General features: G+C 68.7%; 24 protein-coding genes. 14 read left to right on the forward strand and 10 right to left on the reverse strand.

Translation table 11 applies throughout. The annotated features are described in order from the left end of the window. The first annotated feature begins 53 nt into the window (after positions 1–53). From ACLJOO_RS29325 to ACLJOO_RS29340, 4 genes are read left to right on the forward strand one after another with little or no spacing between them, the layout of a single operon-like run. Complete coding sequence (locus ACLJOO_RS29325) at positions 54–1,457, forward strand: ABC transporter substrate-binding protein (protein WP_410790670.1); 1,404 nt, start codon at positions 54–56, stop codon at positions 1,455–1,457. Further along, positions 1,457–2,389 carry a carbohydrate ABC transporter permease gene (locus ACLJOO_RS29330; RefSeq protein WP_410790671.1) on the forward strand — a complete coding sequence of 311 codons (933 nt, stop codon included), beginning with the start codon at positions 1,457–1,459 and terminating at the stop codon, positions 2,387–2,389. Before ACLJOO_RS29325 ends, ACLJOO_RS29330 begins: the two co-directional genes overlap by 1 nt. Beyond that, complete coding sequence (locus tag ACLJOO_RS29335) at positions 2,386–3,225, forward strand: carbohydrate ABC transporter permease (RefSeq protein WP_410790672.1); 840 nt, start codon at positions 2,386–2,388, stop codon at positions 3,223–3,225. Before ACLJOO_RS29330 ends, ACLJOO_RS29335 begins: the two co-directional genes overlap by 4 nt. Continuing rightward, on the forward strand, positions 3,222–4,556 hold the full coding sequence (locus ACLJOO_RS29340) for a glycoside hydrolase family 32 protein (RefSeq protein ID WP_410790673.1): 1,335 nt from the start codon (positions 3,222–3,224) through the stop codon (positions 4,554–4,556). The genes ACLJOO_RS29335 and ACLJOO_RS29340 overlap by 4 nt, the downstream gene beginning before the upstream one ends. Positions 4,557–5,728: 1,172 nt before the next feature. Here ACLJOO_RS29340 and ACLJOO_RS29345 read toward each other — a convergent pair. From ACLJOO_RS29345 to ACLJOO_RS29365, 5 genes are all read right to left on the reverse strand, one after another. Continuing rightward, positions 5,729–6,685 (reverse strand): hypothetical protein, encoded by a 957-nt coding sequence (locus ACLJOO_RS29345; RefSeq protein WP_410790674.1) that lies wholly within the window; start codon positions 6,683–6,685, stop codon positions 5,729–5,731. Positions 6,686–7,018: 333 nt separating this feature from the next. Then, a complete protein-coding gene (locus ACLJOO_RS29350) occupies positions 7,019–7,645 on the reverse strand; it encodes a CoA transferase subunit B (RefSeq protein ID WP_410790675.1) in 627 nt (208 codons plus the stop codon). Position 7,646: 1 nt separating this feature from the next. Then, positions 7,647–8,411, reverse strand: coding sequence for a CoA transferase subunit A (locus ACLJOO_RS29355; protein WP_410790676.1), 765 nt, complete (start codon positions 8,409–8,411; stop codon positions 7,647–7,649). Continuing rightward, positions 8,408–9,025 (reverse strand): alpha/beta fold hydrolase, encoded by a 618-nt coding sequence (locus tag ACLJOO_RS29360; protein WP_410790677.1) that lies wholly within the window; start codon positions 9,023–9,025, stop codon positions 8,408–8,410. Before ACLJOO_RS29360 ends, ACLJOO_RS29355 begins: the two co-directional genes overlap by 4 nt. Before the next feature lie 11 nt (positions 9,026–9,036). Beyond that, entirely contained in the window at positions 9,037–10,233 is a 1,197-nt protein-coding gene (locus tag ACLJOO_RS29365; RefSeq protein WP_410790678.1) for an acetyl-CoA C-acetyltransferase, read from the reverse strand. A 70-nt stretch (positions 10,234–10,303) separates the two neighbouring features. Between ACLJOO_RS29365 and ACLJOO_RS29370 the strand changes: the two genes are divergently transcribed. Together ACLJOO_RS29370 and ACLJOO_RS29375 are read left to right on the forward strand one after the other, a co-directional pair. After that, complete coding sequence (locus tag ACLJOO_RS29370) at positions 10,304–11,191, forward strand: LysR family transcriptional regulator (RefSeq protein ID WP_410790679.1); 888 nt, start codon at positions 10,304–10,306, stop codon at positions 11,189–11,191. Between the two features lie 97 nt (positions 11,192–11,288). Beyond that, positions 11,289–11,942 (forward strand): hypothetical protein, encoded by a 654-nt coding sequence (locus ACLJOO_RS29375; protein WP_410790680.1) that lies wholly within the window; start codon positions 11,289–11,291, stop codon positions 11,940–11,942. A 1-nt stretch (position 11,943) separates the two neighbouring features. Here the strand turns inward: ACLJOO_RS29375 and ACLJOO_RS29380 are convergent, their stop codons facing one another. From ACLJOO_RS29380 to ACLJOO_RS29395, 4 genes are all read right to left on the reverse strand, one after another. Further along, on the reverse strand, positions 11,944–13,245 hold the full coding sequence (locus ACLJOO_RS29380; protein WP_410790681.1) for a sensor histidine kinase: 1,302 nt from the start codon (positions 13,243–13,245) through the stop codon (positions 11,944–11,946). Between the two features lie 2 nt (positions 13,246–13,247). Continuing rightward, positions 13,248–13,931 carry a response regulator transcription factor gene (locus ACLJOO_RS29385; RefSeq protein WP_410790682.1) on the reverse strand — a complete coding sequence of 228 codons (684 nt, stop codon included), beginning with the start codon at positions 13,929–13,931 and terminating at the stop codon, positions 13,248–13,250. Between the two features lie 47 nt (positions 13,932–13,978). Beyond that, complete coding sequence (locus tag ACLJOO_RS29390; protein ID WP_410790683.1) at positions 13,979–14,638, reverse strand: hypothetical protein; 660 nt, start codon at positions 14,636–14,638, stop codon at positions 13,979–13,981. 72 nt (positions 14,639–14,710) lie between these two features. Next, on the reverse strand, positions 14,711–15,532 hold the full coding sequence (locus tag ACLJOO_RS29395) for a tryptophan 2,3-dioxygenase (protein WP_410790684.1): 822 nt from the start codon (positions 15,530–15,532) through the stop codon (positions 14,711–14,713). A gap of 81 nt (positions 15,533–15,613) precedes the next feature. Here ACLJOO_RS29395 and ACLJOO_RS29400 point away from each other — a divergent pair, with 81 nt between their 5' ends. The 8 genes from ACLJOO_RS29400 to ACLJOO_RS29435 all read left to right on the forward strand — a co-directional run bounded on the left by ACLJOO_RS29400 (position 15,614) and on the right by ACLJOO_RS29435 (position 24,615). Beyond that, entirely contained in the window at positions 15,614–16,129 is a 516-nt protein-coding gene (locus tag ACLJOO_RS29400) for a hypothetical protein (protein WP_410790686.1), read from the forward strand. An 86-nt stretch (positions 16,130–16,215) separates the two neighbouring features. Further along, positions 16,216–17,673 (forward strand): glycoside hydrolase family 76 protein, encoded by a 1,458-nt coding sequence (locus tag ACLJOO_RS29405; RefSeq protein ID WP_410790687.1) that lies wholly within the window; start codon positions 16,216–16,218, stop codon positions 17,671–17,673. 147 nt (positions 17,674–17,820) lie between these two features. Continuing rightward, positions 17,821–19,917 (forward strand): septum formation family protein, encoded by a 2,097-nt coding sequence (locus tag ACLJOO_RS29410; RefSeq protein ID WP_410790688.1) that lies wholly within the window; start codon positions 17,821–17,823, stop codon positions 19,915–19,917. After that, positions 19,914–20,417: a hypothetical protein gene (locus ACLJOO_RS29415; RefSeq protein ID WP_410790689.1), complete on the forward strand. Its 504-nt coding sequence runs from the start codon at positions 19,914–19,916 to the stop codon at positions 20,415–20,417. Before ACLJOO_RS29410 ends, ACLJOO_RS29415 begins: the two co-directional genes overlap by 4 nt. Beyond that, positions 20,410–22,884, forward strand: a complete 2,475-nt coding sequence (locus tag ACLJOO_RS29420; protein ID WP_410790690.1) for an Hsp70 family protein — start codon at positions 20,410–20,412, stop codon at positions 22,882–22,884. Before ACLJOO_RS29415 ends, ACLJOO_RS29420 begins: the two co-directional genes overlap by 8 nt. Next, complete coding sequence (locus tag ACLJOO_RS29425) at positions 22,881–23,801, forward strand: hypothetical protein (protein WP_410790692.1); 921 nt, start codon at positions 22,881–22,883, stop codon at positions 23,799–23,801. Before ACLJOO_RS29420 ends, ACLJOO_RS29425 begins: the two co-directional genes overlap by 4 nt. A gap of 17 nt (positions 23,802–23,818) precedes the next feature. Further along, positions 23,819–24,310 (forward strand): DUF2505 domain-containing protein, encoded by a 492-nt coding sequence (locus ACLJOO_RS29430; RefSeq protein ID WP_410790693.1) that lies wholly within the window; start codon positions 23,819–23,821, stop codon positions 24,308–24,310. A gap of 95 nt (positions 24,311–24,405) precedes the next feature. Further along, the gene (locus tag ACLJOO_RS29435; RefSeq protein ID WP_410790694.1) at positions 24,406–24,615 is read left to right on the forward strand and encodes a hypothetical protein; all 210 of its coding nucleotides are present in this window, start codon (positions 24,406–24,408) and stop codon (positions 24,613–24,615) included. A gap of 30 nt (positions 24,616–24,645) precedes the next feature. Here ACLJOO_RS29435 and ACLJOO_RS29440 read toward each other — a convergent pair whose 3' ends face one another. Next, positions 24,646–25,347 carry a hypothetical protein gene (locus ACLJOO_RS29440; protein WP_410790696.1) on the reverse strand — a complete coding sequence of 234 codons (702 nt, stop codon included), beginning with the start codon at positions 25,345–25,347 and terminating at the stop codon, positions 24,646–24,648. Position 25,348: the final 1 nt, after the last annotated feature.

Raw genomic sequence — 25,348 nt, forward strand, 5'->3', positions numbered from 1 at the left:
AATACGTATTGGGCGGCGCGCCGGGCCGCCCGAGCGGTCAAGGAGGAACCCTCATGACAGGTATTCATCCGCCCGGAGGCTCGCTCGCCCGCCGTACGCTGCTGAAGGCCGGGGCCGGTGGCCTCGGCCTGGCCGCGCTGGCCGACCTGGCCGCCTGCAGCAAGGACGGCGGCGGCTCGTCGAAGTCGCTGAAGATGCTGTACTTCGGCGAGCAGGCGCAGGCCACCCAGCTGCAGAACCGGTTGCAGCCGCAGATCGCCAAGCTGGACTCGACGATCAAGTTCGAGATCTCCGCCATCAACGGCACCGACTGGAACGACTTCCTGGCCAAGGTGCTGACCCAGATCGCCGCCGGGACCCCGCCGGACATCATCAGCGTCGCCACCGAAGGCCTGCAGCTGATGGCGTCGAAGGAACTGGCGGTCCCGCTCGACGACTACGTCACCAAGGACCTGGGCGCACTGAAGGAGTACTTCGCCGACATCCACCCGGCCCTCGTCGAGTCGATGATGTACCAGGGCCACCTGTGGGAGCTCCCCGACAGCTTCAACGCCGGGAACATGTTCTACAGCACAGAGCTCTTCCAGCGCGCAGGCGTCGTACCGCCGAGCGCGGACTGGACCCTCGACGACTTCGAGACCGCGGCCACCAAGATCGCCAAGTTCAAGGGCATCAACGCCTTCGGCTGGGTGGTCCGGCTGTGGGGCAGCTGGACGTCGTTCATGTACGCGAACAACGCCAACCTGCTCGAGGAAGGCAAGTACGACGGCGGCGACTGGCTGTGGAGCAAGGCGTACGCCGGTGACACTGCCGCCGCCGGTCGCAAGGGCGGCTGGAAGTGGGGCGCACCGACCGCGAACTCCGACGCCACCGTCGAGGCCCTGAACTACATGATCGAGCTGACCAAGAAGGGCCTGTCGCCGTCGCCCGACGTCGGCGGTGGCGGCACGCTGCAGGGTCTGTTCGCGTCGAACCGGATCGGGATGTCGATCGGCGGCGGGTTCTGGGCCGGCGGGCTCACGAATGCCGGGATGAAGAACGGCAGCTTCGACGTCACGATGTTCCCGAAGTGGAAGAGCCAGCGGCACCTGTTCGGCGCCGGCGGGTACGCGATCTTCAAGTCGTCGAAGAAGAAGGACCTGGCCTGGGAGGTCCTGAAGCTGCTGGTGAAGCCGGAGACCTTCGACCTGGTCTTCCCGGGCAACGTGACCACCCCCGGCCGCAAGTCCCTGGTGACGGCCGCGCGGTACGCCAAGACCGGGCCGAAGCACTGGTCGGTCTTCTACGACACGCTGACCAAGCACCCGGACACGGCCCCGATCCCGGCCCCGCCGTACTACAACGCGCTCGCGACCGCGCTGAACCAGCGCACCACCCAGGCGATCTCGTCCGGTAACGCGAAGGCGGCCCTGGACGGGCTGCAGTCCGACCTCGAGAAGGCCGCAGGAGCGAGCTGATGACCGCCGTCACCGCGGAGGTGCGAGAAGCCGTCGTGAAGAAGCGCGGTCACCCGTCCTCGCACGGCGAGGCGCGCTTCGGGTTCGCGATGATCGGTCTGTCGGTGCTGTTCGTCGCGATCTTCACCGCGATCCCGATCGTCGCCTCGCTGGGTCTGTCGTTCTTCTCCTGGGACGTCATCTCGACACCGGAGTACGTCGGGCTGGAGAACTACCGGCGGCTGTTCACCGACGGGCCGGTGCTCAAGTCGTTCGGCGTCACGCTGGGGATGGCGCTCGCGATCGTCGTACTGCAGCTGACCATCGGCCTCGGGCTCGCAGTCCTGGTCAACCAGCGCAAGCTGATCTGGGTACGGACGCTGTTCCGTACGGCGTTCTACCTGCCGCTGCTCGCGTCGACGGCGGCCGTGTCGATCTTCATGGGCTATCTGTTCGACTACAAGTTCGGGGTCGTGAACTACTACCTCAGCCTGCTCGGGATCCCGAACGTGCCGTGGCTGACCAACGGTTTCGGGGCGGCCGCGACGATCGTGCTGATCGCGGTGTGGCAGCAGATCGGCTTCACGTTCGTCCTGTTCGTCGCGTCCTTGATGTCGGTCCCCACCGACGTACTGGAGGCCGCGCAGATCGACGGCGCCGGCGCGTTCCGGACGCTGTTCCGGATCAAGATCCCGTTGATCAGCCCGACGATCCTGTTCGCCGCAGTCGTTGCCCTGATCAACGCGATGCAGCTGTTCGACCAGCCGTACATCATGACCAAGGGCGGCCCGGGATCGGCGACCACGACGGTGACGATCTCGATGTACCAGAAGGGCTTCCAGAACCTGCAGTTCGGGTACGGCTCGGCGATCGCGATCGTGCTGCTGGTAGCGATCCTGGTGATCACCGGGCTGCAGTTCCTCGCAGCACGAAAGCTGGTGTTCTACCAATGACAGAATCGACCGGAACGCTGGCCCGGATCGGCCGGATCACCGGCATCGCGGTGCTGGTGATCGCCGCGATGATCGCCCTCGGCCCGTTGTTGTGGACGGTCACGACGTCGCTGCGGACGCCGGCCGAGGCGTTCAGCAACCCTCCGCAGTGGATCCCGCTGCACCCCGACTTCTCCAACTACGCCGCGGTCTTCGACCGGATCCCGATCGGCCGGTTCTTCTTCAACAGCGTGATCGTCACCGGGCTGATCGTGGTCGGTCAGACCATCACCTGCACGCTGTCCGGGTACGCGTTCGCGATGATCAGCTTCCCGGGGCGCTCGGTGATCTTCGGGATCTTCCTGGCCACCATGATGGTGCCGCTGCAGACGATCATCATCCCGGTGTTCGTGATCATCCGGTACCTCGGACTCTCCGACAGCCCGTTGTCGCTGGTGGTCTCCGCCCTCGGGAGCGCGTTCGGCACCTTCCTGATGCGGCAGTACTTCATGCAGATGCCTCGCGAACTGGGCGAGGCGGCAAGGATCGACGGCGCCGGTCACTTCCAGACGTTCCTGATGATCTACGCCAAGATGGCCGGTCCGGCGATCGCGACGCTCGCGATCCTGAACTTCTCCGGTTTCTGGGCGGAGTTCTACCGGCCGCTGATCTTCCTGCAGTCGCAGGACAACTTCACGCTGCCGCTCGGGCTGGTCGGTCTGCAGGGGAACCTCGGCACCGGTTCGATCTCGGTCGTGCTGGCCGGCGTCGTACTGGCGATTCTCCCGAGTGTGCTGCTGTTCATCTTCGCCCAGAGGTACTTCATCGCAGGCATCACGGCAGGAGCTTCCCGGTGACCCAGACCCAGTCCGCAACCCGATCGGCCGCTGCGGTCGCGCATCTGCGCCCCGCGTTCCACATCCGGCCGCCGCGCGGATTCCTCAACGACCCGAACGGGCCGATCGAAGTGGGAGACGACGTACATGTGTACTTCCAGTCGCGGCCCACGCTCGATCATCACGTGCCGGTCGAGTGGGGGCACGCGACCTCACCCGACTACGTGCGCTGGACGCTGCACCGGCCCGCGATGGCGCCACAGCCGGGCGGACCGGACACCGACGGCTGCTGGTCCGGCAACACGGTCCTGGACGACGGACGGGTCCGCGCGTTCTACTCGGGCCACATCGAAGGACGCCCGTACCAGTCGGTCCTCACTGCCGTGTCCGACGACGGCGGTACGTCGTTCGGACCGCCGCACCAGGTGGTGCCTGACCCGTCCGATCAGGCGATCATGTTCCGCGATCCCTTTGTCTGGCAGGAGAACGGCACGTGGTGGATGGTCGTCGGCTCCGGGTACGCCGACCGCGGGGCGAGCATCCCGTCGTACCGCTCGACCGACCTCGAGAACTGGACGTACGCCGGTCCGCTCGCCGAACTGCCCCGCGGCGTCGCGGCGGGCGACGACACCGGCGCCGCGTGGGAATGTCCGCAGATGCTCACCGTCGACGGCCGCCGGATCGCGGTGATCGCGTCGTGGTCGCCGGAGGGTGGTCCGGCTGAGGTGCTGTCGTTCGATGTCGATGCACCCGTGGTTCCGCGGCGCGTCGATCACGGGACCAACTTCTACGCGGCATCCGCCTTGCGGGACAGCCGCTTCGGGCCGCTGCTGTTCGGCTGGCTGACCGAGGGGCGCGACCGGCCGGGCTGGACCGACGACTGGGCGGGAGTCATCTCGCTGCCTCGGGTCGTCTGGCTCGGGTCGGACTCGTCACTCCGCAGCGCGCCGGTGCCGACGCTCGACACCCTCCGCGTCGGCGACGGCTCACCCGCCGACGGCGCGTCGACAGGCGCCCAGTGCGAAATCGTCGTACCCGAAGGCTCCGGGCAGGTCGTCATCCACTTCAGCGAGCACGAACGCGTGGTGATCGAACTCGACGCCGACACCCTGACCATCGACCGCACCCAAGCCAGCCGCAACCCCCACGCCCACGGCGGCCGCATGCAGGCGACGGACGCCTTCGACCCCTCCTCCGACCGCCCAGCCGCCCGAATCATCCTCGACGGCTCAACCCTCGAAGTCTTCACCAGCGCAGGCCGCGTCCTCAGCACCCGCGTCTACCCCACCACCCCACCCACCTGGCACATCCAAGCCCCACCCACAGCCCACCACTGGCCCCTAGCCCAATAGCCCGGACCCCAACCAGATCTGGCACCAGTGCAGGGGAAGCGGGATGTAGGCACGGGCCCGCCCTACCAGCTCCTGTGCCCAGTCCCACCGCACCACCCACCGCACCGCTCGCACGCACCGCACGCACGCACCGCACACGAGGGGATATCCGGCGGTGTTGTGCCTTCTCCGTTGGTATTAGAGGGGAGAACCCACAACACCAGGGGATACCCGTTCTCCTGCCGGAGGTGTGGGTGTTGCAGTGCCGGCTCGGCGCTCGAGCCGGTGGTGGCGCGGCTGCTCGCGGCGGGGTGATGGGCACGCTCGACAGGTAGTACACCGGCGAGACGCTGTACACACGGAAACGTTCACGCTCAGGTGCACTACCCGTCCACCCGACATCTCCTGTCGAGCTTGCACATCACACCGCGCCCGGCACCCGTCGACCACCTACACATCAGTCACAAGAGCCGCTATTTCTTGTGCACCGGCACCGGTTCGGGTGCACACGAACCGAGGGTTGGCCGCCCGCTGACCGCAGCCCTTGGGTTAGGAGGTGGGGAGCGGGACGATGGTGGCGCCGCGGTGGGTGGTGTTGCCGTCGGGGGGGGTGTGTTCGATGTGGTTGAAGACGACTGATCGGCCGTCGGGGGTTACGGAGGGGTGAGGGTGGTACGGGTGGGATTCGTGGTTGGTGGTGGCGAGGAGGAAGCGTTCGCCGGTTTCGGTGTCGATGGCAACGATCGAGCTCTGGTGACCGGCGTCCTGCCAACCGCGACCGGGGGCGTCGGCGGGTCCGCTTGTGTCGACGACGGCCCACCTGCCGTCGCGGCTGATCCCGCAGTGCCAATCCCGCTCCCCGGACTCGCAACTCCTTCACGACGAGTTGGTTCTGCCACGAGACCACCATCGTCTCCGCGTCGAGCGCGATGTCGATCCACGGCGCGCCGTCCGCTGCGTCGAGCTCCAGCAACACAACCTGGTTCGCCCCGTCGAGATCGACCCCGATCACCTCGAACCCCGCGCCGCCCTCGCGGACCAGGGCAACCGCCCGCCCGTCCCGCCAATAGCCGTTGTAGTGCGGGTACGTCGCATAGGCGCCTTCGAGCAGCAATCGCATACCTGAGTCTCCCAGAAACGACACCGCCACCCTCAGCGAGCTCGCTGAGGGTGGCGGGACGTCGCGGCGGGGACTACTCGCCGACCAGCTGGTCGTAGTGCGTGGTGAGCGACACGTGGGTGACGCCGTTGAAGACGCCCGGGATCTTGCCGTACGACGTGACCGCCGTTGCGGTGCCGTTCGCGTGGCTCAGGGCGTACTGGTTGGCGGTCTGGGTGTCGTGGTCGGCCGCGACGAGCAGCGTGCCTCCGCGGGTGCCGCAGCCCTGGGCGACCAGGGACTCGTACTGCGCGAAGCCCGAAGAACGGATGAGCTTCATCACCGGCTTGGCTCCGGCTGCGATCGGGATGTGAGCGGTCCAGAGCGCGCCGGTGGTCGTTGTCATCAGCAACGTGTCGTACGTCGCGGACTCGCTGATCACCGTCATCGCCTTGAAGCCGCGGAAGCCCGGGATCGGGCCGAGCGCCTTGAAGCCGGCGCCGACGATCGCGTAGCGGTACAGGCTGTTGTTGGTGTTCAGGCCGTAGAGATACGCGTGCCGCGGCGTCCCGACGCTGTAGTTCGACGTGGCGATCGACTTGAAGCTGGTCCAGCCCGACCCGACCTTCTTGAAGGTCGGCACCGGCGGCTTGGTCGAGTCGGCCGGCAAGTACGTCGTGTGCCGGTAGAGGTTCGCGCCCTGCAGCAGCAGGCCGTAGTAGTAGAACTGGGTCTGCGAAGCGTTGGCCGCGAAGTACCAGGTCGCGTCCGCCCGGGTGCTGACGAACGGGAAGGTCTCGTAAGTGTCCGAACGTGGCGGGAACGCCGGCGTCGCGTCGATCTCCTGCATCGTGCCCGCGGCGGTGGGCACGCCGACCGCACTGAGGCACGGGTTGGCAGCCGCGGCCTTCGCGGACAGTGGCTGGGCGGTCTTTTCCGGGAAGTACGGCGTCGGATCGGCCTGGCCGGTGGCGGCTGCCGGGGCCGAAACGGCGGCGGCGCCGAGCAGGCCGGTGGCGGCCAGCGCGAGCGCAAAACGCTGCAGCTTCATAGGAGTCCCCCTCCAAGATTGTCTCGAAGTTCGAGATCGCGCTGACTATAGCCGTGTCTGCGGACCTCTGACGAGAAAGTTGCAGCTACCTGCAATCAGCGGCGGCTCCGGCAGGAGCTGGTCGCCGCGAGGGCCGCAATGCCTGCCGCGGTGATCGTGATCGAGATCGTTGCCCCTTCGGGCAGCAAAGCTGTACCGCACTGGACCGTCCCGGCCTCAGGGGCGTCCGCACCGGCTCGCCGCTACTCACCTTGGCGTAAGCCAGCCAGGCATACCACACAACCGACGACAGAGTAATCAATCAACTACTGAATGTCGCCTCCCTTGGCCGCATCAGCGAACGGGTGCGGCGGTGGCGTCCTGCACGTCGGCCGCGGTGACGCCGGGGGCCAGCTCCACCAGGGTGAAGGTGCCGTCGGCAACGTCCAGGACGGCGAGGTCGGTGATCACTCGTTGGACCACCCTGCGACCGGTCAGCGGAAGGGTGCAGGAGGACAGGAGTTTGGGCGCGCCCTGGCGGGTGAGGTGTTCCATCAGGACGACAACACGGCGGGCGCCGCTGACGAGGTCCATGGCACCGCCCATGCCCTTCACCATCGCGCCCGGGACGAGCCAGTTCGCGAGGTCGCCGTACGCGGAGACCTGCATGCCGCCGAGTACGGCGACGTCGATGTGGCCGCCCCGGATCATCGCGAAACTGGTCGCGGAGTCGAAGTACGACGCTCCGGGGACGACGGTGACGGTCTGTTTACCGGCGTCGATCAGGTCCGGGTCGACCTCGTCGTCGGACGGGAACGGGCCGACGCCGAGGATCCCGTTCTCCGCCTGCAGCGTGACGGACGATCCGGGCGGCAGATGATTGGGGACGAGGGTCGGCAGGCCGATGCCCAGGTTCACGTACTCGCCATCGGTCAGCTCGGCGGCCGCCCGCGCGGCCATCTCGTCACGCGTCCACGGCATCTCAAGACTCCCGGATGGTGCGTTTCTCGATGCTCTTGCGGGCGGCCTGCTCCGGCGTCAGCGGTACGACGCGGCGCACGAACACGCCCGGCAGGTGGATCGCGTCCGGAGCGAGCTCGCCGACCTCGACGACCCGCTCGGCCTCGACGATCGTCAGCCGACCGGCCATCGCGGCGACCGGGTTGAAGTTCCGGGCGGCCGCGTGGAAGACACAGTTACCGGCCCGATCGGCGACCGCGGCGCGGACCAGCGCCACATCGGTGACGATCGCCTCCTCCAGCACCATGTCCCGGCCCTGGATCGTCCGAACCTCCTTGGCCGGTGACGCGACCGCGACCGTGCCGTCGGGCGCGTACCGCCACGGCAGCCCGCCTTCCGAGACCAGCGTGCCGACACCGGTGGGAGTGAAGAACGCCCCGATCCCGGCGCCGCCCGCCCGCAGGCGCTCCGCGAGCGTGCCCTGCGGCGTCAGCTCGACTGTCAACTCCCCCGCGAGGTACTGCCGCGCGAACTCCTTGTTCTCCCCGACGTACGACGCGATCACCCGGCTGATCCGCCCACGTTCGAGCAGCAGACCGAGTCCCGCGCCGTCGACGCCGCAGTTGTTCGACACCACGGTCAGATCGCTCGCGCCCTGCTCGAGCAACGCCTCGATCAGGAACCACGGGATCCCGGCCAGCCCGAACCCGCCGACCGCGAGACTCGACCCGTCCGCGATGTCCGCGACCGCCTCAGCCGGCGTGGCGACGACCTTGTCGAGGCTCATGAACCGTCTCCCAGAAGGTGCGCGACGCCGGCGATCGCCAGCGTGGGCGCGGTGATGCGGGGCAGCTCGTCGAGCAGATCCATCGCGGCGATCACCTCGCAGCAGGCGGCGTACCCGTCGGGCGGCGTCGAGGCGACCATCTCCTCGGATTCCTTGCGGACCTGCGGATGCCCGTCGAGCCAGGGCGCCGTGTACCAGCGTCGTACGACGCTCTCCGCAACTGCCGCCGTACCCTTCGAGAGAACGAGTTCCGCGCGCTCGGACCACGCTGACAACGGATCGAGTCGGGCGCCGGTGCAGAGGACGGCGAGGCGGTCGACGCGCTCGGGATTCCGGGCGGCGAGGCGCAGGCCGATCATGCCGCCGAGCGACAGGCCGACGAAGTGCACACGTTCGACGCCGAGCTCGTCGAGCAGGTCGACGGCGTCGTCGCTGAGGTCGTCGATCGTGTACGGACCGGGCGGGACCGGCGAGCGACCATGCCCGCGAGTATCGAAGCGCACCACCCGAAAGTGCTCCTCCAACGAGGCCAGGTTGGCGTCCCACATCTCCCACGTGGCCCCGAGCGAGTTCGCCAGGACGACGGTCGCCGCGTCGGGCCGGCCGCTGATCATGGAAGCAACCTTCATCGGACGGCCTCGAAGACCGCGGCGATGCCCTGGCCGCCGCCGATGCAGAGGGTTTCCAGGCCGTAGCGGCCCTCGCGCCGATGCAGTTCGCGGGACAGGGTGGCCAGGATCCGTGCGCCGGTCGCGCCGACCGGATGGCCGAGGGAGATACCGGAGCCGTTCGGGTTCAGGCGGTCGTCCAGAGGGTCGATCTTCCATTCGCGCAAGCAGGCCAGGACCTGGGCGGCGAAGGCCTCGTTGAGCTCGATCAGGTCGAGGTCGTCGAGGGTCAGGTCGGCGCGGGCGAGCGCGGCGGCGACGGCCGGGACCGGGCCGATGCCCATCACCTCGGGTCCGACCCCGGCGACGGCCCAGGACTTCAGCATCACCAGCGGACGCAGGCCGCGGCGTTCCGCTTCGTCGCGGGTGGTGACGACGCAGACCGCGGCACCGTCGTTCTGCCCGCTCGCGTTGCCCGCGGTCACGGTCGCTGCCGGGTCGTCCTTGAGCATGACGGGCCGAAGAGCGGCGAGCCCCTCGAGCGAGGTGTCGGCGCGAGGGTGCTCGTCGGCGGTAACCAGGCCGCGCTTGGGGACCTCCACCGGAACCAGCTCATCCGCGAAGCGCCCCTCGGCTTGCGCGGCGACGGCCCGTTGGTGCGAGCGCAGCGCGAACTCGTCCTGCTCGGCGCGCGTGATGCCGTACTGCCGGCGTACGTTATCGGCCGTCTCCAGCATGCCGCCCGGCACCGGGTGATACTTGCCGCCGGCCGTCTCGCGAGCCCGGATCAGGCGGTCGTTCAGTTCGACGTTGCCGCGGACGCCGGTGCGCAGGCCGAGGGCGTAGTGCTCGACCTGCGACATCGATTCGGTGCCTCCGGCAACAACTACCCGGGCGGCGCCGGTGGCGACCATGCCCGCGGCGTACAGCACGGCCTGCAGTCCCGAGCCGCACCGGCGGTCCACCTGGACACCGGGTACGCCGACGCCGAGGCCCGCGTCGAGAGCGGCGATCCGGCCGACCGCGGGCGCCTCGCCGTTCGGGTAGCACTGGCCGAGCACGACGTCGTCGATATCACCTTCGCCCAGACCGGTTCGGCGTACGAGTTCGGTGAGAGCGACGGTGGCGAGGTCGGCTGCGGACAGCGCGGACAGGGCGCCGCCGAAGCGGCCCACCGGGGTACGGATCGGTTCGCAGACCACCACGTCGCTCATGCCTCGACGGTATGTCGGCAAGACCGATATGGAGAAATACTCATTTGTATCGGATCGAGACTCTGCGAATATGAATAGCGTGGAGCTCCGTCACCTGCGGTACTTCGTCGCCGTCGCCGAGGAACGGCACTTCGGCCGCGCCGCCGCCCGCCTGCACATGGCGCAGCCGCCGTTGTCGCAGCAGATCCGCCAACTCGAGAGCGAGCTCGGCCTGCAGTTGCTCCGCCGTACGACGCGACGCGTGGAGCTCACGCCCGCGGGCGAGTCCTATCTGGTTCGGGCGCGGCAGATCATCGCGGCGGTCTCGTCCGCGGCTGGCGAAGCGCAGCGGGTGGCGGCCGGGCTGCAGGGGCGGTTGGTGATCGGGTGCGTGGGCTCGGCGACGTACAGCCTGCTGCCGCAGCTGGTCCGGACGTTGCGCGAGGAACTTCCCGATGTCGAGGTCGCCGTACAGGGCGAGATGCTCGCGCCCGACCAGGCGCAGGCGCTCGCGGACGGGCGGATCGATCTCGGGCTGCTGCGGCCGCCGGTCGAGGACGAGTCGCTGCGGGTCGAAGTACTGCGGGCCGATCCGCTGATCGTCGCCGTACCCGACGGGCATCGACTGGCCGATCGGCGTCGGGTGCGCCTGAAGGAGCTGGCGGACGAGGACTTCGTGATCCATGCGGGCGGCGGGCGTTCGGTGATGCACGACACCGTGCTCGCGCGCTGCCGGGAGGCCGGGTTCGAGCCGCGGGTCCGGCACGAGGTGGCGGAGACGTCGACGTTGGTGACGTTCGTCGCGGCCGGGCTGGGCATCGCGATCGTCCCTGCGCCCGTTGCCGAACTGCTGGTCCCGGGCGTCGCTTACCGCGCGCTCAGCGGGTCGGCAACCGTCGAACTGGCAGCCGCCACCCGCGCAACCGACGAGGCCCCCCACCTCGAGCGCGCACTATCCGTCCTCAAAGGACTGATTTAGTCACTCTCAGCTATGGACGCCCGGTCCGAGATAGCTCATCGTGGACCAATCGTTCGCAGGCCGACCCGAGGCCTGCCACGTGTGGGGGGAACCACGAATGAGCAGCACGACAACGGGCCAGCAGAAAGACGACCGGGAGTACGCATGGCACCGCCATCCGGCTCTGCTGGCGGGGATTCCGGCGGTTGCGGCGATCGGCGGCGCCGTCCTGACCGTAGTCCTCGGCCAGGCCGGGGCCTTACCGCAAGCCATCAATCCGGCGCCACCGACAACCACAGTGACCAGCACGGTCCTGAGCACGACGACCGTGACCGCGAGCGCCACCAGCACCGATCCGCCGTCGAGCGGTGCGGTGGCGGGTGGGGCGGGCACGCCTGTCTGGAAGGAGAAAGTGAACATTCCGGTCGGCGACGGCATCGACATCGATCAGCCCGGCCCGGTCGTGAGTCGGGACACCGGGGTGTACGAGGTGCAGGGTTTCGACCTGACCGGCGGTGTGCCATACGTCAGGACCGGGATCAACGCCGCAGCGGGCGGACTCGAACCCGGGACACCGGCTACCTACGACGGATGCCTGGCCGTTCTGGGCACGAACGCCGAGCATGACAGATTTTCGGCTGGGATTGGTACGGCCTTCTGCGTGCGCTCAGGCCTCTCGGAGAATCCGCATCTCGCGCTGTTCCAGGTCCGGGGGTTCAACGCGAGGACGAACAAGGCTGAGGTCGAGGTGACGGTCTGGTCGATCAGCTGATCTACAGCGCAGCCAGGGTCAGGACGACCTCGTTGCGGTGGAGGGTCAGGGTGCCGCCGGCGGCTTCGGCGCAGCGGCGGGCTATGTCCAGGCCTAGGCCGGTGGAGCCTCGGTCGCTGCGGCCGCGTTCGCCGGCGCCGAGGGGGATGCCGGGACCGTTGTCGGCGACAACTATCTGTACGACGCCGTCCGCGCGGGTCAGAGTGATTCGCGCGGGCGTCCCGTCGGGGGTGTGCGCTACGACGTTCTCCACGAGTGCGTCGAGTGCCGCGCCGAGGTCCTCGCCGGACGCACGCACCGTCGCGGGCGCGTTCGGCAGATCCAGCGCCAACTCGCGGCCCTGATCCTCGAACAGCGGCTCCCAGAACGCGGCCCGCTGACGCGTCACCTCGACCGCGTCCGAGTGCGGTACGCGTCCCTCGCGCTGCGGTCGACGGGCCGCGCTGATCACGGCGGTCAGGGTCCGTTCGAGACTGTTGACCTGGGTGTTCAGCTCCTCGGCGCTCTCCCGGTCCGGGAGCGCCTCGACCTGCAGGCGCAGCGCGGTCAACGGCGTACGCAGGCGGTGCGACAGGTCCGCGACCGCCTCGCGCTCGACCGCGATCACCTCGTCGATCCGGTCCGCGAGCCCGTTCAGCGCGGCGCCGACCTTCGCGACCTCGGCCGGTCCGGTCGTCGGGGCCCGGGCGTCCATGTCGCCGCGGGCCAGACGTTCCGCCGTACTCGCCGTCTCCTCCAGCGGGCGTGCGAGACGTCGGGACACCAGCTCGGCACCGAGGATGCTGAGCAGCAGGACGACCAGGCTCCCGCCGACGAGGATCAGGATCCTCGGCACCACACCGTCGTACAGCTCGTCGCCGGTCAGGTAGAGGCAGACGGAGGCCGTGCCGTTCGGCGTACCGACACCGACGTCCACCGCGAGACCGCCGCCGACGTTGCGGTAGTCCGCGTCGCCGATCTTCGGCGGGCCCTTGTCGTCGCGATCACCGTCGCCGTACCCGGCCGGCACGTTCTTCGGCGTCGGCACCCCGCCGGGCGGCGGATCGCCCAGGGTCGTACCGTCCGGCATCCGCACCGAGATCCGTCCCGGATGATCCGGCAGGCCGTCGAGGTACGCCGTGATGTCGTCGTTCGTGTGGTCCTTGTCGCCGACGTAGTACGCGACGCTCTCCGCGAGGTACCGCGCCTTGTCCTTGGACTCGTTGGCCGTCGTACTGCGGAGCAGAATCACCAGCGGTACGGCGAACGCGAGCACGACCAACGTGGTCATGCCCACCGACAGCAGCAGGATCCGACGACGCATGCTCAGCCGTCCACGGCGAGCTTGATCCCGACGCCGCGCACGCTGTGCAGGAACCGCGGCGCGGCCGCCGTCTCGCCGAGCTTCCGGCGCAACCACGACAGGTGTACGTCGACAGTCCGGTCGCCGCCGCCCCACGGCAGCCCCCAGACCTCCGCGAGCAGTTCCCGCTTCGTCACCACGGCCCCGGGCCGACGCGACAACGCCAGCAGCAGGTCGAACTCCTTCCGGGTCAGGTCGACCGGCGCACCGTCGACGGTCACCTCCCGGCTGCGCGGATCGATCCGCAACCCGCCGACCTCGACGGTCGACTCCTCCTGCTGGTCCGGCCCGAGCCGCCGCAGTACGGCGCGAATCCGCGCATCCATCTGCGCCGCGCTGAACGGCTTGATCACGTAGTCGTCCGCGCCCGCATCCAGCAGCCGTACGACGCTCGCGTCGTCGTCCCGCGCCGTCGCCACGATCACCGGTACGTCGCTGACCGCCCGCACCATCGCGAGCACGTCCCGCCCGTCCAGATCCGGCAGCCCGAGGTCGAGCAGCAACACCTCCGGCCGCTCCCGCGCCACCGCGGCGACCCCGTCGGCGCCGGCCGCAACCGCCGAGACCACATGCCCGGCCGCCGTCAGGGACTTCCCCAACGACAACCGAATCGCATCATCGTCCTCGACCAGCAACACCCGCGCCATGAACCCGAGCGTAGCTTCAGCTCACTCAAGCAAGCCTCAAGCCGGTGTTAAGCGTCGTTCTCCGGAACTTTTTCGTCACCAGGTGACTGTTTCTTACCGGAAAGACGCGGTGGCTTCAGGCCGGTGGTGCGGAGTTCGAGGGTGGCTAGTGCGGTGACGACCTCGCGGTCACCCTCGCGCCAGGCGGTGACCGGGTCGGCGGAGATCTTTGCGAGCTTGTGCATCGGCTGATTCGCCATCGCCCGGAGCGCGAACAGGTCCAGGTCCGCCGCGTTGTCGATGAACCGCTGCGCCGCCGACGCCCGCCGCGCGAACCGGATCCGCCGCGGCACCCAGATCAGTACGGCGAACAGCACCGGCAACCCGATCGTCACGCCCGCGAGTACATACGCCAACTGCTCCACCGCATGCGCCTGGTCCCGCCCCGCCTGCGCCAGCTTCCCCGCCGCACCGGCCGCACTGTCGATCGGGGAACGCAGTTGATCCCCCACGCCCGGCACCTTCCCGATTGGCTCGGACATCCGCCGCAGGTCACCCGCGAGCCCATCGCCTGCTTCGGCCGCCTTCCGCCCCGGCGCCCCGAGCGCGTCCGTCACACGATAGACGAGCATCCCCAACTCGACGCAGGCCCAGACCCATCCCGCCAGCATCAGATCGCCGACGACCTGCCCACATCGCTGCACGCCCACGTCGGAGTAGAGCTTCACCACTCGAATCCCTTCAGCCGGCGCTTTCCGGAACTAATTCGTCAGCAGGTGGCGAATTGTTTCCGGAGAGGGTCAGAGGTTGCTGCGGAGGCTCCAGAGGAGAGGGTAGTAGCGGAGGTCGAGACGGCTGCGGAGGTAGTTGGCGCCGGACGAGCCACCGGTGCCCGGTTTGGTGCCGATCATGCGCTCGACCATGACCACGTGTCGGGCGCGCCAGGCCGCGGCGAGTTCGTCGTGCTGCACCAGGGCCTCCGCGAGTTCCCAGATGGCCGCGTAGTGCGAGCGGTCGCCGGCGATCTTGCGCAGGGCGTCGCGGATGGAGTCCTCGGTGTCGGTGTCGAAGCCGGCCTTCCGCAGTACGTCGAGGTACGCGTCCCAGAGCGTCGGCTCCTCCAGGCGGAGCCGCAAACGATCCTGCTCAACCGAGGTCAGCCCGCGGAAACGGCGTACGAAGGATGGATCCTTCGCGCCGGACAGGAACTCGATCTCCCGGAACTGCACGGACTGGAACCCGGACGCCGGCGACAACCGGTGCCGGAACTCGCCGAAGTCCTGCGGTGTCATCGTCTCGAGGATGTCCACCTGCTGTGTCAGCACGCGCTCGATCGTGTGCACCCGCCGCAGCAGGTGCTCGGCCAGCCAGTGCTCACCGGCGAGCATCGCGTCCCGGGATGCGGTCAGCTCGTGCAGGACCTGCTTGAACCACAGCTCATACACCTGGTGGATCGTGATGAACAGCAGCTCGTCGTGCGCCGGCGGGTCGGACTCCAGCCGCTGCTGGTCGAGCAGCTCGGCCAGACGCAGGTAGCTGCCGTAGGTGAGCCGCCCGCCCTCCTCACCGAAATGGACGTCGACCCCGCCCCACTGCCCCGCAACCCCGTCACCAGTGCTCATGTGACGGAGACTAGCCGACGGTTCCGTGACCGGTCAGTGATTCGTTCGTTGGAACTCAGGTACGCCGAGTTGAGGAGTTGCATGTCCGCCACGGTCGAGACACCGATCGTCCCAGGGCCGGTTCAGGGGCCTACGCGGGAAGAGCCGCTGATCGAGGCGTTGCTGCTCGACGACTACCGGTCGCTCGTCCACCTCGCTTATCTGATCCTCCCGCCTGCGATCAGCCGGGCGAGGCGGGTAGCGGCCGCGCATGCGGTGGTCCAGCGGGCGCTCCCGCCGGGGCTCGCGCTCCCCACCGATCTCGTACTCCCGTCGAGCCTCACCGTGCCGCCGGATGTCAGGGTTCCGGCCACCAGGCACCGGGAGTTCATGCGCCGCCGGGTCGTCGAGGAGGCGACCCGGCAGGCGGAGCGCCGGTCGTTCCTCGCCCGCCTCGGCAGCGCACTCGCCCCGGCCGACGAACTCGGCTTCGAGCCCTGCACGACCCGCCCCGACCGGTCCGCGACCACCCGCCGCCGCGCCCGCGGCCGCCGAGTGTCGATCGCGACCACCCTCGTCCTCACCACCGGAATCCTCACCGCGCTCCTCATGTTCTGATCGCCCCACCACATCTTGACGTAGTGTCGCGGCACACCTACCTTCGGTGACACCACCCTCTTCCTACCGCCCCAGGGAGATCTGTGATGTACGTTGGAATCGTTTCCAGCCTGTCCCTGCTGATCGCTCCCCTCGGCGCGCCACCACCGGCGCCGGCTGAGACCCCACAGGTGAACATGTCGACCCAGGCAACGATCTGCAACAAGTACTGCGACGCCCGCGACCCCGCCCTCGCGCCCACCGACCGGGCTCCCGTCTCCACCACCCTCTTCGGCCGCACGATCACCCTGCACTTCGACGACGACGACGCGATGGGCTGGGCCTCGATCGAGAACGGCAATCCCGGCGACGAGGTCTGGCTGGACCGCTCGATGGACGGCGGCCGCACCTGGTCCGACGGCAGCCGCCTCGGCAACACCGCGATCCCGAGCGGGCAACGCGGCTGGCGTACGCAGATGTACAACGTCGACGACTGGAACAACCTCGGCGTCGGAGCGCTCCGCGCGTGTGGCAAGGCCGGCGACCGCGCCGACATCGCCTGTACGTCGTGGGCCCGTACGACGTGGAACGCCTGGGACCGTCGTACGGCGGCCGCGACCGCGTTGATGCAGGACTACAACCTGTCCACCGGACTCTTCGACACGACGGGCTGGTGGAACTCGGCCAATGCGCTGAACGCGTTGATCGACAACGCCCGGGTCAGCGGGATGCAGAGCTACAAGTACGCGATCGGCAAGACGTACGACCTGAACCTGAACAAGTTCGAGGGCCAGTTCCGCAACGACTACATCGACGACACCGGGTGGTGGGGGCTCGCGTGGGTTGCGGCGTACGACCTGACCGGCGAGGCCCGGTACCTGCAGACGGCGCGTGCGGACGCCGATCACATGGCGGCGTACTGGGACAACACCTGCGGTGGCGGCGTGTGGTGGAGCGAGGCGAAGACGTACAAGAACGCGATCTCGAACTCGCTCTACATCCAGCTGAACGCGCAGTTGCACAGCCGGATCGCCGGCGACACGACGTACCTGCAACGCGCGCAGGCCGGGTGGACGTGGTTCCAGCAGACCGGGATGATCAACGGCTCGAACCTGGTGAACGACGGGATCGACCTGTCCACGTGCAGGAACAACGGCGACACCGCGTGGACGTACAACCAGGGCGTGCTGATCGGCGCGCTCACCGAGTTGTCCAAGGCAACGAACAACTCGGCGTACCTGACGTCCGCGCGCCAACTCGCCGACGCGTCGACCACCGCGTCGTCATTGCACACCGCCGACGGCATCCTGCGCGAGCCGTGCGAGAACGGCGACTGCGGCGGCGACGGCCCGTCGTTCAAGGGCGCGCACGTCCGCGGCCTCGGCAAACTGAACGCCGAGCTGACCGACCACCCATACACGACCTACCTGCAACGCCAGGCCGACCGCGCCTTCGCGGCCGACCGGACGCCGATGGACCAGTACGGTCTGCGCTGGTACGGCCCGGTCGACAAACTCGACGCCGCCCGCCAGCAATCCGCCCTCGACCTGCTGAACACCGTCTGAAAATGCAGGTTCGGTCCAAGGTCTGTCCACGGGGGATCCAGGGGAGGTCCAGACCGGTCCGAATGCGGCTCAAAGGGTCCGTTTCCGGTGCCAAGGTGAAGTGACGGGCCGGCAAGACGGTCGGCTCGGAACCCTGGGGGTGAGCCGGTGGCGGATCCGATTGTCGACGAGTTGCGGAGACTTGCCGGGCCGGAACTGTACCGGCGGAACGCCTTCCGGATCAGCGGTCTGCGCGCGGATGCCAATGCACGCACCACCCGCCAGGTCGCGCAGCGGTTGCGTGCGGCGCTCGAGGTGGGCGCCGACATCGACCTCGGTACGGCGACCTCTCGCGACCCGCACGAGATCCAGGCCGCCTGCGACCTGATCCTCGGCGACCCGCGGCGCCGGCTGGTCCACGAGGTGTTCGCGCCCTGGGGCGACGACGTCTCCGGCTGCGGCTGCCATCCGCAGGTGCACCAGGACCACGATGCGGCCGTCGCGGCCCACAACGACTCGATCAGCCGGGAGCAGAGCCGGGGTACGCCGGATGTCGAGTGGAGCCGCGCCTCGCAGTCCTGGTCGAAGGTCGCCGGCGTGCTGACGAACCACCTGGAGTACCGGGTCCGCGAGCTCGACGACCGGCAGCTCGACGACTCGGCCGTGGCCGGGATCGAGCGGGAACTGCCGCGGACCCTCGTCCAGCCGGCCGTCGATCTCGCCGTCGCCGGCCCGCTCGGCCGGACGGGCGTGCTCGTCAAGACGGCGCGGAGGTTCCCGAAGGCGGAGACCGTGCACCGCAGGCTGGTCGAGGCCGCGGCCGCTCCGTTGTACGACGACCTGGAGGAACGCCGTACTCAGGTCGCCCGCCGGATCGGCGAGGAGCCGGTCGATCCGATCGTCGCCGAGATCGAGCGCGACCTGCTCCCGCAACTGCAGCGGCTGGACGCCCTGCTGCCAGCGAAGAACAACCACCGGACCTCCGCGCTCCACGACCAGCTCGCGATCCTGCTCAACAACTGCGCCGTCGATCTGATGAACCGCGGCGAGGCCTCCGACGGCCGCGCCGAACGCTGGCTGGACCGCGCGACGAAGCTGGTGATCGACCAGCGCGACCGCGACCTGATCGACGAGAACCGGGAAGCGCTGCTCGAGAACCAGCGCGCGATGCGGGAGTTCCGCGAGCAGGTCGACTACCTGTTCCGGATGCGCGGGAAGTACGCCGCACAACGCCTGCTCCGGCAGGCGCGGGCGCAAACCAGCTCGCCGTCGGTCCGTGCCGAGATCGACCAGATGCTCGCCGAGATCTCGGCCGGCACGTTCAATGCGCTCTACTCCCCTTCGCCACAGGTGAAGAGGCCGCCGCGGCAGCCCGTTCGTCGGAAGCGCCGGCGTCGTCGTCGGCTGGTGGCCTGGCTGCTCGTCCTCGCGCTGATCGGTCTCGGCGTGTGGCACTGGTGGCCGCAGAAGATCAACATCTCCAACGACAAGATCTCCGACAACGCGGCCGCCGGGACCTGTCTGGACGACCAGCCTGACGGCTGGCTGACGTCGCCGACCGACCTCCGCGGCGCCGACTGCGACTCGCTGCACTGGGGCGAGATCCTCGGGTACGTCGCGATCACCAAGGTGCCCGCGGCGTACCCGGGAGACGTCCAGGCGAACGCACTCGGCCAGTTCCTGTGCGGCGAGGCGCTGGTGCAGCAGCGGCTGAACGAGAGCGAGTACGACGTGACCGTGGTGCACGCTCCCGCGCAGCGCTGGAACAACGGGAAGAACGCGAGCAAGTACGAGAACTACGCGGCCTGTGTGGTTCACCGGCATGACGGTCTCGACATCGGGAGCGACCAGGTGACCCGGCCCGACGAGCCGAAGGGGCCGAAGCCGGTCGCGATGGACCTCCAGGGCGCGAAGGTCGCCGACAACGCACCGGTCGGCACCTGTATCCGGGACCGGATCGACGGCCAGGCCACCGACGGAGTGCTCGCGAACGAGGTCAAGATCGTCCGCTGCAGCGAGTGGCACTGGGGCCAGATCTTCGGCTACCCGACGCTCTACGAAGCCGGTCAGTCCTTCCCCGGCGAGAGCGAGGTCAACGCCCTGACCCGGAGGGCCTGCGCGGCCGGGATACCCAGCCTGCCGGGCTTCGCGACCTGGGTGGGACCGCCGTCCTACCCGATGTGGGAGGACGACAAGCAGGTCAAGTACGCCGTCTGTTTGGTGCACCGGGCAGACAACAAGCCGTTCAAGGGAGCAGCTAAATGACCTGGGCCTGGTTCCGCCAATGGCGGCAGCACAAGGCGTTCCGGATCGCGGCACCGAGCTGGTCCGGATCGGCGTACGACGATCTGGAACGCTACCTCGCCGAGCTCGGCGAGACCGCCGCTCAACCTGCTGAGGACGCGGACGACGGTGCGCTCGCCGAGGCCGCGACCAATCTGTGGAGAGCTCGCCGCAAACTTGCCCAGGGCAACGATGGTCAGGGGAAGCAGGCTGCGCGTTATCTGCGGACCTGCGCCGGTGCGCTGGCGGCTGCGGGGCTCACCGTTCAGGACCACGACGGGGAGCCGTTCCACGCCGGCCGTTCGGTGGACGTGCTGCTCTACTCCGACGATCCCGAGGTGACGGTGGAGACCGTCGTCGAGACCGTGCGGCCGGCCGTGTACCACCACGATCGGCGGATCCAGACCGCTCAGGTGATCGTCGCCGTACCCACCGGCTCCAAGAACTCGACCAGCTCCGACAGCGAGGACAGCCATGCGTGACACCATCGATATCGGGATCGATCTCGGCACCACCAACAGCGCGATCGCCCTGGCCGAGGGCGACACGGTCACGGTGATCAAGAACAACGAGAGCCAGGACACCACGCCGTCGGCGGTCTGGATGCCGCGCGCGGGTGAGGTGCGGGTCGGCGCGAAGGCCCGTACCCGGGTCGAGTCGGATCCGGAGAACACCGCGTCCGAGTTCAAGCTGGAGATGGGTCTGGCGGACGTGGCCAGGAAGTTCGCGAGGGCCGGCGTACAGCTCACGCCGCCGCAACTGTCGGCCGAGGTCCTGAAATCCTTGCGCAACGACGCGACCCGGTTCCTGAACGATGCGCCGACGGCGGCCGTCATCACGGTCCCGGCGGCGTTCGCGCTGAACCAGAACAAGGCGACCGTCGAGGCGGCGACCCTGGCCGGGTTCGTTCCTGGTTCGCCGCTGCTGCAGGAGCCGACCGCGGCCGCGTTCGCGTACGGGCTGCAGGACACCAGCGAACGGGCGTACTGGATGGTGTTCGACTTCGGCGGCGGCACCTTCGACGCCGCAGTCGTCAACAAGCGCGACGGCGAGCTGCGCGTGCTGCATCACGCCGGCGACCCGTACCTGGGCGGCAAGCTGATCGACTGGGCGCTCGTCGAGCGGGTACTCGCACCGGCTGCCGCGTCGGAGTTCGGGCTGTCCGACTTCCACCGCGACAACCCCCGCCACGCACGCAATTTCGCCCGTCTGAAGGCGGCCGCTGAGGAGGCGAAGATTGCGCTCTCCGGGATCGAGTCGACCTCCGTTCTCGTCGAGCTGGACACCCCGGGCGGCGACAGCGAGACGTTCGACTTCACCCTCTCCCGCGGTGCCCTCGACCGCGTCGCCGAGCCGTACTACGTGCGCGCGATCAACCTCTGCCGCGAGGCGATCCGGGAGAACGGCCTGTCGGCGGACGCGATCGACAAGCTGCTCCTGGTCGGCGGCGTCACGCTCTCGCCCGGTCTGCGCGAACGGCTAGCCGACCCGGCCAGCGGAATCGGCATCGAGCTCGAGACCCGGCTGGACCCGTCGACCGTGGTCGCACGCGGCGCGGCGTTGTTCGCGAGCACCATCCGGCATCCCGCGCCACTGGCCGCAGCCCCGGCGGCGGGCGAGTTCGCCGTCGAGCTCTCGTACGAACCGGCCGTCACCACCACCACGACGACCGTGGCGGGGCGGCTGCGTGCCGGGCGGGATCTGGATTGGACCGGGTATTCCGTCGTACTCGCGAACCCCGAAGGCCGGCCGCCGTTCCGGACCGCGAACATCGCGCTCAACCGGGTCGGCGCGTTCGCGACCGAGGTCGACGTGGACGAGCGCCGTACGTCGCGGTTCACCGTCGAGCTGATCGACCCGGCCGGCGCGCCGCAGAAGCTGGTCCCGAGCACGTTGTCGATCACGCACCGGACCGAGACGTTCGGCGGTGCGCGGCTCGCGCACTCGCTCGGCATCCAGCTGGCCGACAAGACGTTCTCGCCGCTGCTCCGCAAGGGCGCCGGCGTGCCGACGACGGCCAACGGGAAGTTCCGTACGTCGTACACGCTGCTCCGGCGCGACGACGAGGCGATGATCCGGATCCCTGTCGTCCAAGGCGAACGGGTGCGCGCGAACCGGAACCGGCCGGTCGGGCTGCTGACGATCAAGCCGGTCGACCTGCGGATGGATCTGCCGGTCGGGACCGAGGTCGAGGTCACGTTCGAGGTGGACGCGTCGAACCTGGTGACGGTGGTCGCCGACGTACCGCTGATCGGGGCGCAGTTCGAGGCCGAGATCGACCTCGGGTCGGTGCGGACGCCGTCGGCCGACGTACTGACGCAGCAACTGGCGGAGGCCGAGGATCGGTACGACGTGTTGCAGCGGTCGGCGGATCTGCCGGATGTGGACGAGCGGTTGCGCCGGCTCGAGGCGGAAGGCACGTTGCCGACTGTCCGGGAGCAGGTACGGGCGTCGGCGACGGACGCGGGCGCGGCGGCGACGGCCGAGGACCGGCTGCGGGACTTCCAGGCGGAGCTGGACGATATCGACGATCTGGCGGCGTTGCCGGGTCGTACTCGCCAGCTGCTCGATCTGCTCGCGGAGGCGGGCGAGCTGGTTCAGCAGGCGGGTGCGGTCCGGGACGAGCAGGAGCTGACGGCGTTGCGGGAGGCGGCGCAGCAGGCGATCGACGACCGCGATCTCAAGGCGATCGATGCGGCGATCGAGCGGACCGAGATCTTCATGGCGCGGCTCTACCGGAGGCAGCCGGGGTGGTACGAGGCCGTGTACTGGGAGGTTGTCCGGTCGCCCGGGATGTTGCCGCCGACCGCTGAGGCGGACCGGCTGGTGGCCGAGGGCCGGGACGCGATCAACCGGCGCGACGAGCGGTCGCTGGAACAGGTCGTACAGCAGATGATCCGGCTGCTTCCGCGCGACGAGCGGGAGATCATCATCGGACTCACCCAATGACCGCCATCCGCCGGCAGGTAACCCTGGCCCGAGCAGCCGACCTAGCCCGCCAGGGCGATCTGCCGGCCGCCGCCACCTTGCTCACCGACCTTGAAGACCCATCGGTCGAGGTCCTCGACCTACTGGCCCGAATCCGAGCCCAGCAAAAGAGATGGACCGAAGCCGACGCTCTCTGGGCGGAGGTGGAGAAGGCCGGCGCGGGTGGGTCTGTGGTGGCGAGGGCTGTGGCGGGGCGGCGGATGGTTGCGGCGATTCGTGGGCATCGGCGGGCGTCGCGGCCTGTGCTGCCGATTGTTGTAGCGGTGGTGCTGGTGGGGGCGGTGGTTGCTGGAGGCGCGGTTGCGTTGGGTGGTCGTGCCGACGAGCCTGTGGCGCAACCGACTCAGGTGCAAACGACGCCGACTCCTACACCAACGATTGACACCGGCGCCGAAGAGCGGGCTGCTGAGTTGGCACGGCGGTTGGCGGCGTTGGAGGCGCAGCGTCGGGCCGAAACAGCGGCAACCGCAGCCAAGCTGGATGCGATCGCACAACGCGTTGCGGGCGCAGGTGTCGTGGTGCAGCACGGTGCAGGAGCAGTGCGCGTGGTGTTCACGGAGGGCGTGTTCGCAGCTGGCACCGACCTCAGTGCAGCTGGCGAGCGCGCACTCGACGTACTCGGAAAACGGCTCCCCGGGCTGAAGGCAACCATCACCGTGACCGGCTACTCGGTCGTCGTACCAGGCGGAACCAACTCAGGCGGCTCACGGACCGCCCTGTTGCGAGCCCGCGTCGCGACCCAGCAGCTGAGCACCGCGTCCGGTCTGCCGTTGACCGCGTTCACGATGCAGTCCGGCGACCAGGCGCATCCGCCGTACCGCACCGACGCCCAGAACCGCACCGTCACGGTCACGTTGACGCCGGGTGCCACGCCCTAGATGCCATGATGACGGGCATGGAGCTGAAGATGTCCGCGTCGTACGACGCCACCCCCGAGGAAATGTTCGCGATCGTGACGGACACCGCCTTCCGCGAGCAGGCCTGCGAGAAGACCAAGGCGCTGTCGTACGACGTCACGGTCAGCACGTCGGGGACCGACACCGTCGTCCGGGTCTCCCGCCAGATGGAGTCCACCGACATCCCGGACATGGCCCGGAAGTTCGTCGGCGACACCCTGACCGTCGTCCAGACCGAAACCTGGCACGCCGCCGCGGCCGACGGTTCGCGGACCGCTGATGTGTCCGGCGAGATCGCCAACACCCCCGTCACCCTGAAGGGCACCGCCCGGATCGCCCAGGACGGCGCTCAGACCGTCCAGGCCATCGACCTGGACGTCAAGGTCGCCGTACCCCTGATCGGCAAGAAGATGGAACCGTTCGTAGTGGACGCCATCCGCTCCGGCCTCCAGAAAGAACACGACCTGGGCCACGACTGGTCCGGCAAGTAGCCCGCCCGCTCACGACCGAGCCGTGTCGTTGCGCTGACTGGGTCGCCTCCGGTGGCAACCTGAGACGAAGAGTTGCTCCGGAGGTGACCCGTTTGATGCGAAGTTCCCTGCGTAAGAAGCACGATCGCTCCCCGTCGACAACCGACGCGGCCCAGTACTGCGCGTTCTGCGCCACCGTCATGCCCTTCGAACGCATCGACCCCTCGGACTACCTGGTCGACGAACCCGACGAGTGGATCTGCACCAAATGCGGCTCCGCCCTCCTGGTAGACCCACCCACCCAACAACTCCACCAATCCGCCTAACTCCCCGACACCACAGTTCCGGGCGTGTGGCTACGCCCGGTTCGCCGCGTCGGCGGTGGTGAGGGTTGTGCGCATGGACTCACGTACGTCGGGGGGCCAGGGGCCGGTGTTGGTGAGGGGGATTTCGGTCATGAAGCGGCGTTCGGGCTCGGGGATGGTTGTCACCACGAGCTGCGGATCGTCGACGACCGCCGCGTAGAGCCTCGGGCCGTCGGCGCCGAAAAGGTCTGCGGCGACCAACCGGCCGGCCGCGTTGCGCATGATGTTGTCCGGGTTGTCGTCCAGCTTCGGCGCGAACCAGTGCGACTCACGGCGCCCCCGCTCGTGCACCCGCCGTACGACGTCCGCGAGCTCGGCAACCTCCGGCTCGCGCGCCGCCAGCGCCCGGTGGAACTCAGCGGCCTCGTCCGCGTCAACCGGCTCGAGCCATTCCATGATCTGCAGGTCCCCGCCGCCCACCAGCCGGCGATGCGCGAACAGCCGCGGTACCTGACCGGTGTGTGCCGCCTCCCGATACAGCGCCACCGTGTACGACGCTGTCGGATCGAACGGACTGATCCGCGCCGCCGCGCGACCATCCGGAGACCGCAACGCGATCGCCCAATCCCCCGCCCCGCAAGGAGTCCACCCGGCCTCCCGCAGTACTCGCTCCACATCCCGATGGTCAGCATCGTGGTGCTCGCCCTGCAGTCCGAGCGTCTCCTCGTAGGTGCTGATCTCGTTGGACGTCACG

The organism is Kribbella sp. C-35 (assembly GCF_046549195.1).
Classification (GTDB): Bacteria; Actinomycetota; Actinomycetes; order Propionibacteriales; family Kribbellaceae; genus Kribbella.

Excerpts from the sequence above, each read along its gene's own strand:
- ACLJOO_RS29325 (WP_410790670.1), top strand. The coding sequence starts at position 54 with ATGACAGGTATTCATCCGCCCGGAGGCTCGCTCGCCCGCCGTACGCTG.
- ACLJOO_RS29330 (WP_410790671.1), top strand. The coding sequence starts at position 1,457 with ATGACCGCCGTCACCGCGGAGGTGCGAGAAGCCGTCGTGAAGAAGCGC.
- ACLJOO_RS29335 (WP_410790672.1), top strand. The coding sequence starts at position 2,386 with ATGACAGAATCGACCGGAACGCTGGCCCGGATCGGCCGGATCACCGGC.
- ACLJOO_RS29345 (WP_410790674.1), bottom strand. The coding sequence starts at position 6,685 with ATGAAGCTGCAGCGTTTTGCGCTCGCGCTGGCCGCCACCGGCCTGCTC.
- ACLJOO_RS29350 (WP_410790675.1), bottom strand. The coding sequence starts at position 7,645 with ATGCCGTGGACGCGTGACGAGATGGCCGCGCGGGCGGCCGCCGAGCTG.
- ACLJOO_RS29355 (WP_410790676.1), bottom strand. The coding sequence starts at position 8,411 with ATGAGCCTCGACAAGGTCGTCGCCACGCCGGCTGAGGCGGTCGCGGAC.
- ACLJOO_RS29360 (WP_410790677.1), bottom strand. The coding sequence starts at position 9,025 with ATGATCAGCGGCCGGCCCGACGCGGCGACCGTCGTCCTGGCGAACTCG.
- ACLJOO_RS29365 (WP_410790678.1), bottom strand. The coding sequence starts at position 10,233 with ATGAGCGACGTGGTGGTCTGCGAACCGATCCGTACCCCGGTGGGCCGC.
- ACLJOO_RS29370 (WP_410790679.1), top strand. The coding sequence starts at position 10,304 with ATGAATAGCGTGGAGCTCCGTCACCTGCGGTACTTCGTCGCCGTCGCC.
- ACLJOO_RS29375 (WP_410790680.1), top strand. The coding sequence starts at position 11,289 with ATGAGCAGCACGACAACGGGCCAGCAGAAAGACGACCGGGAGTACGCA.
- ACLJOO_RS29380 (WP_410790681.1), bottom strand. The coding sequence starts at position 13,245 with ATGCGTCGTCGGATCCTGCTGCTGTCGGTGGGCATGACCACGTTGGTC.
- ACLJOO_RS29385 (WP_410790682.1), bottom strand. The coding sequence starts at position 13,931 with ATGGCGCGGGTGTTGCTGGTCGAGGACGATGATGCGATTCGGTTGTCG.
- ACLJOO_RS29395 (WP_410790684.1), bottom strand. The coding sequence starts at position 15,532 with ATGAGCACTGGTGACGGGGTTGCGGGGCAGTGGGGCGGGGTCGACGTC.
- ACLJOO_RS29400 (WP_410790686.1), top strand. The coding sequence starts at position 15,614 with ATGTCCGCCACGGTCGAGACACCGATCGTCCCAGGGCCGGTTCAGGGG.
- ACLJOO_RS29405 (WP_410790687.1), top strand. The coding sequence starts at position 16,216 with ATGTACGTTGGAATCGTTTCCAGCCTGTCCCTGCTGATCGCTCCCCTC.
- ACLJOO_RS29415 (WP_410790689.1), top strand. The coding sequence starts at position 19,914 with ATGACCTGGGCCTGGTTCCGCCAATGGCGGCAGCACAAGGCGTTCCGG.
- ACLJOO_RS29420 (WP_410790690.1), top strand. The coding sequence starts at position 20,410 with ATGCGTGACACCATCGATATCGGGATCGATCTCGGCACCACCAACAGC.
- ACLJOO_RS29425 (WP_410790692.1), top strand. The coding sequence starts at position 22,881 with ATGACCGCCATCCGCCGGCAGGTAACCCTGGCCCGAGCAGCCGACCTA.
- ACLJOO_RS29430 (WP_410790693.1), top strand. The coding sequence starts at position 23,819 with ATGGAGCTGAAGATGTCCGCGTCGTACGACGCCACCCCCGAGGAAATG.
- ACLJOO_RS29435 (WP_410790694.1), top strand. The coding sequence starts at position 24,406 with ATGCGAAGTTCCCTGCGTAAGAAGCACGATCGCTCCCCGTCGACAACC.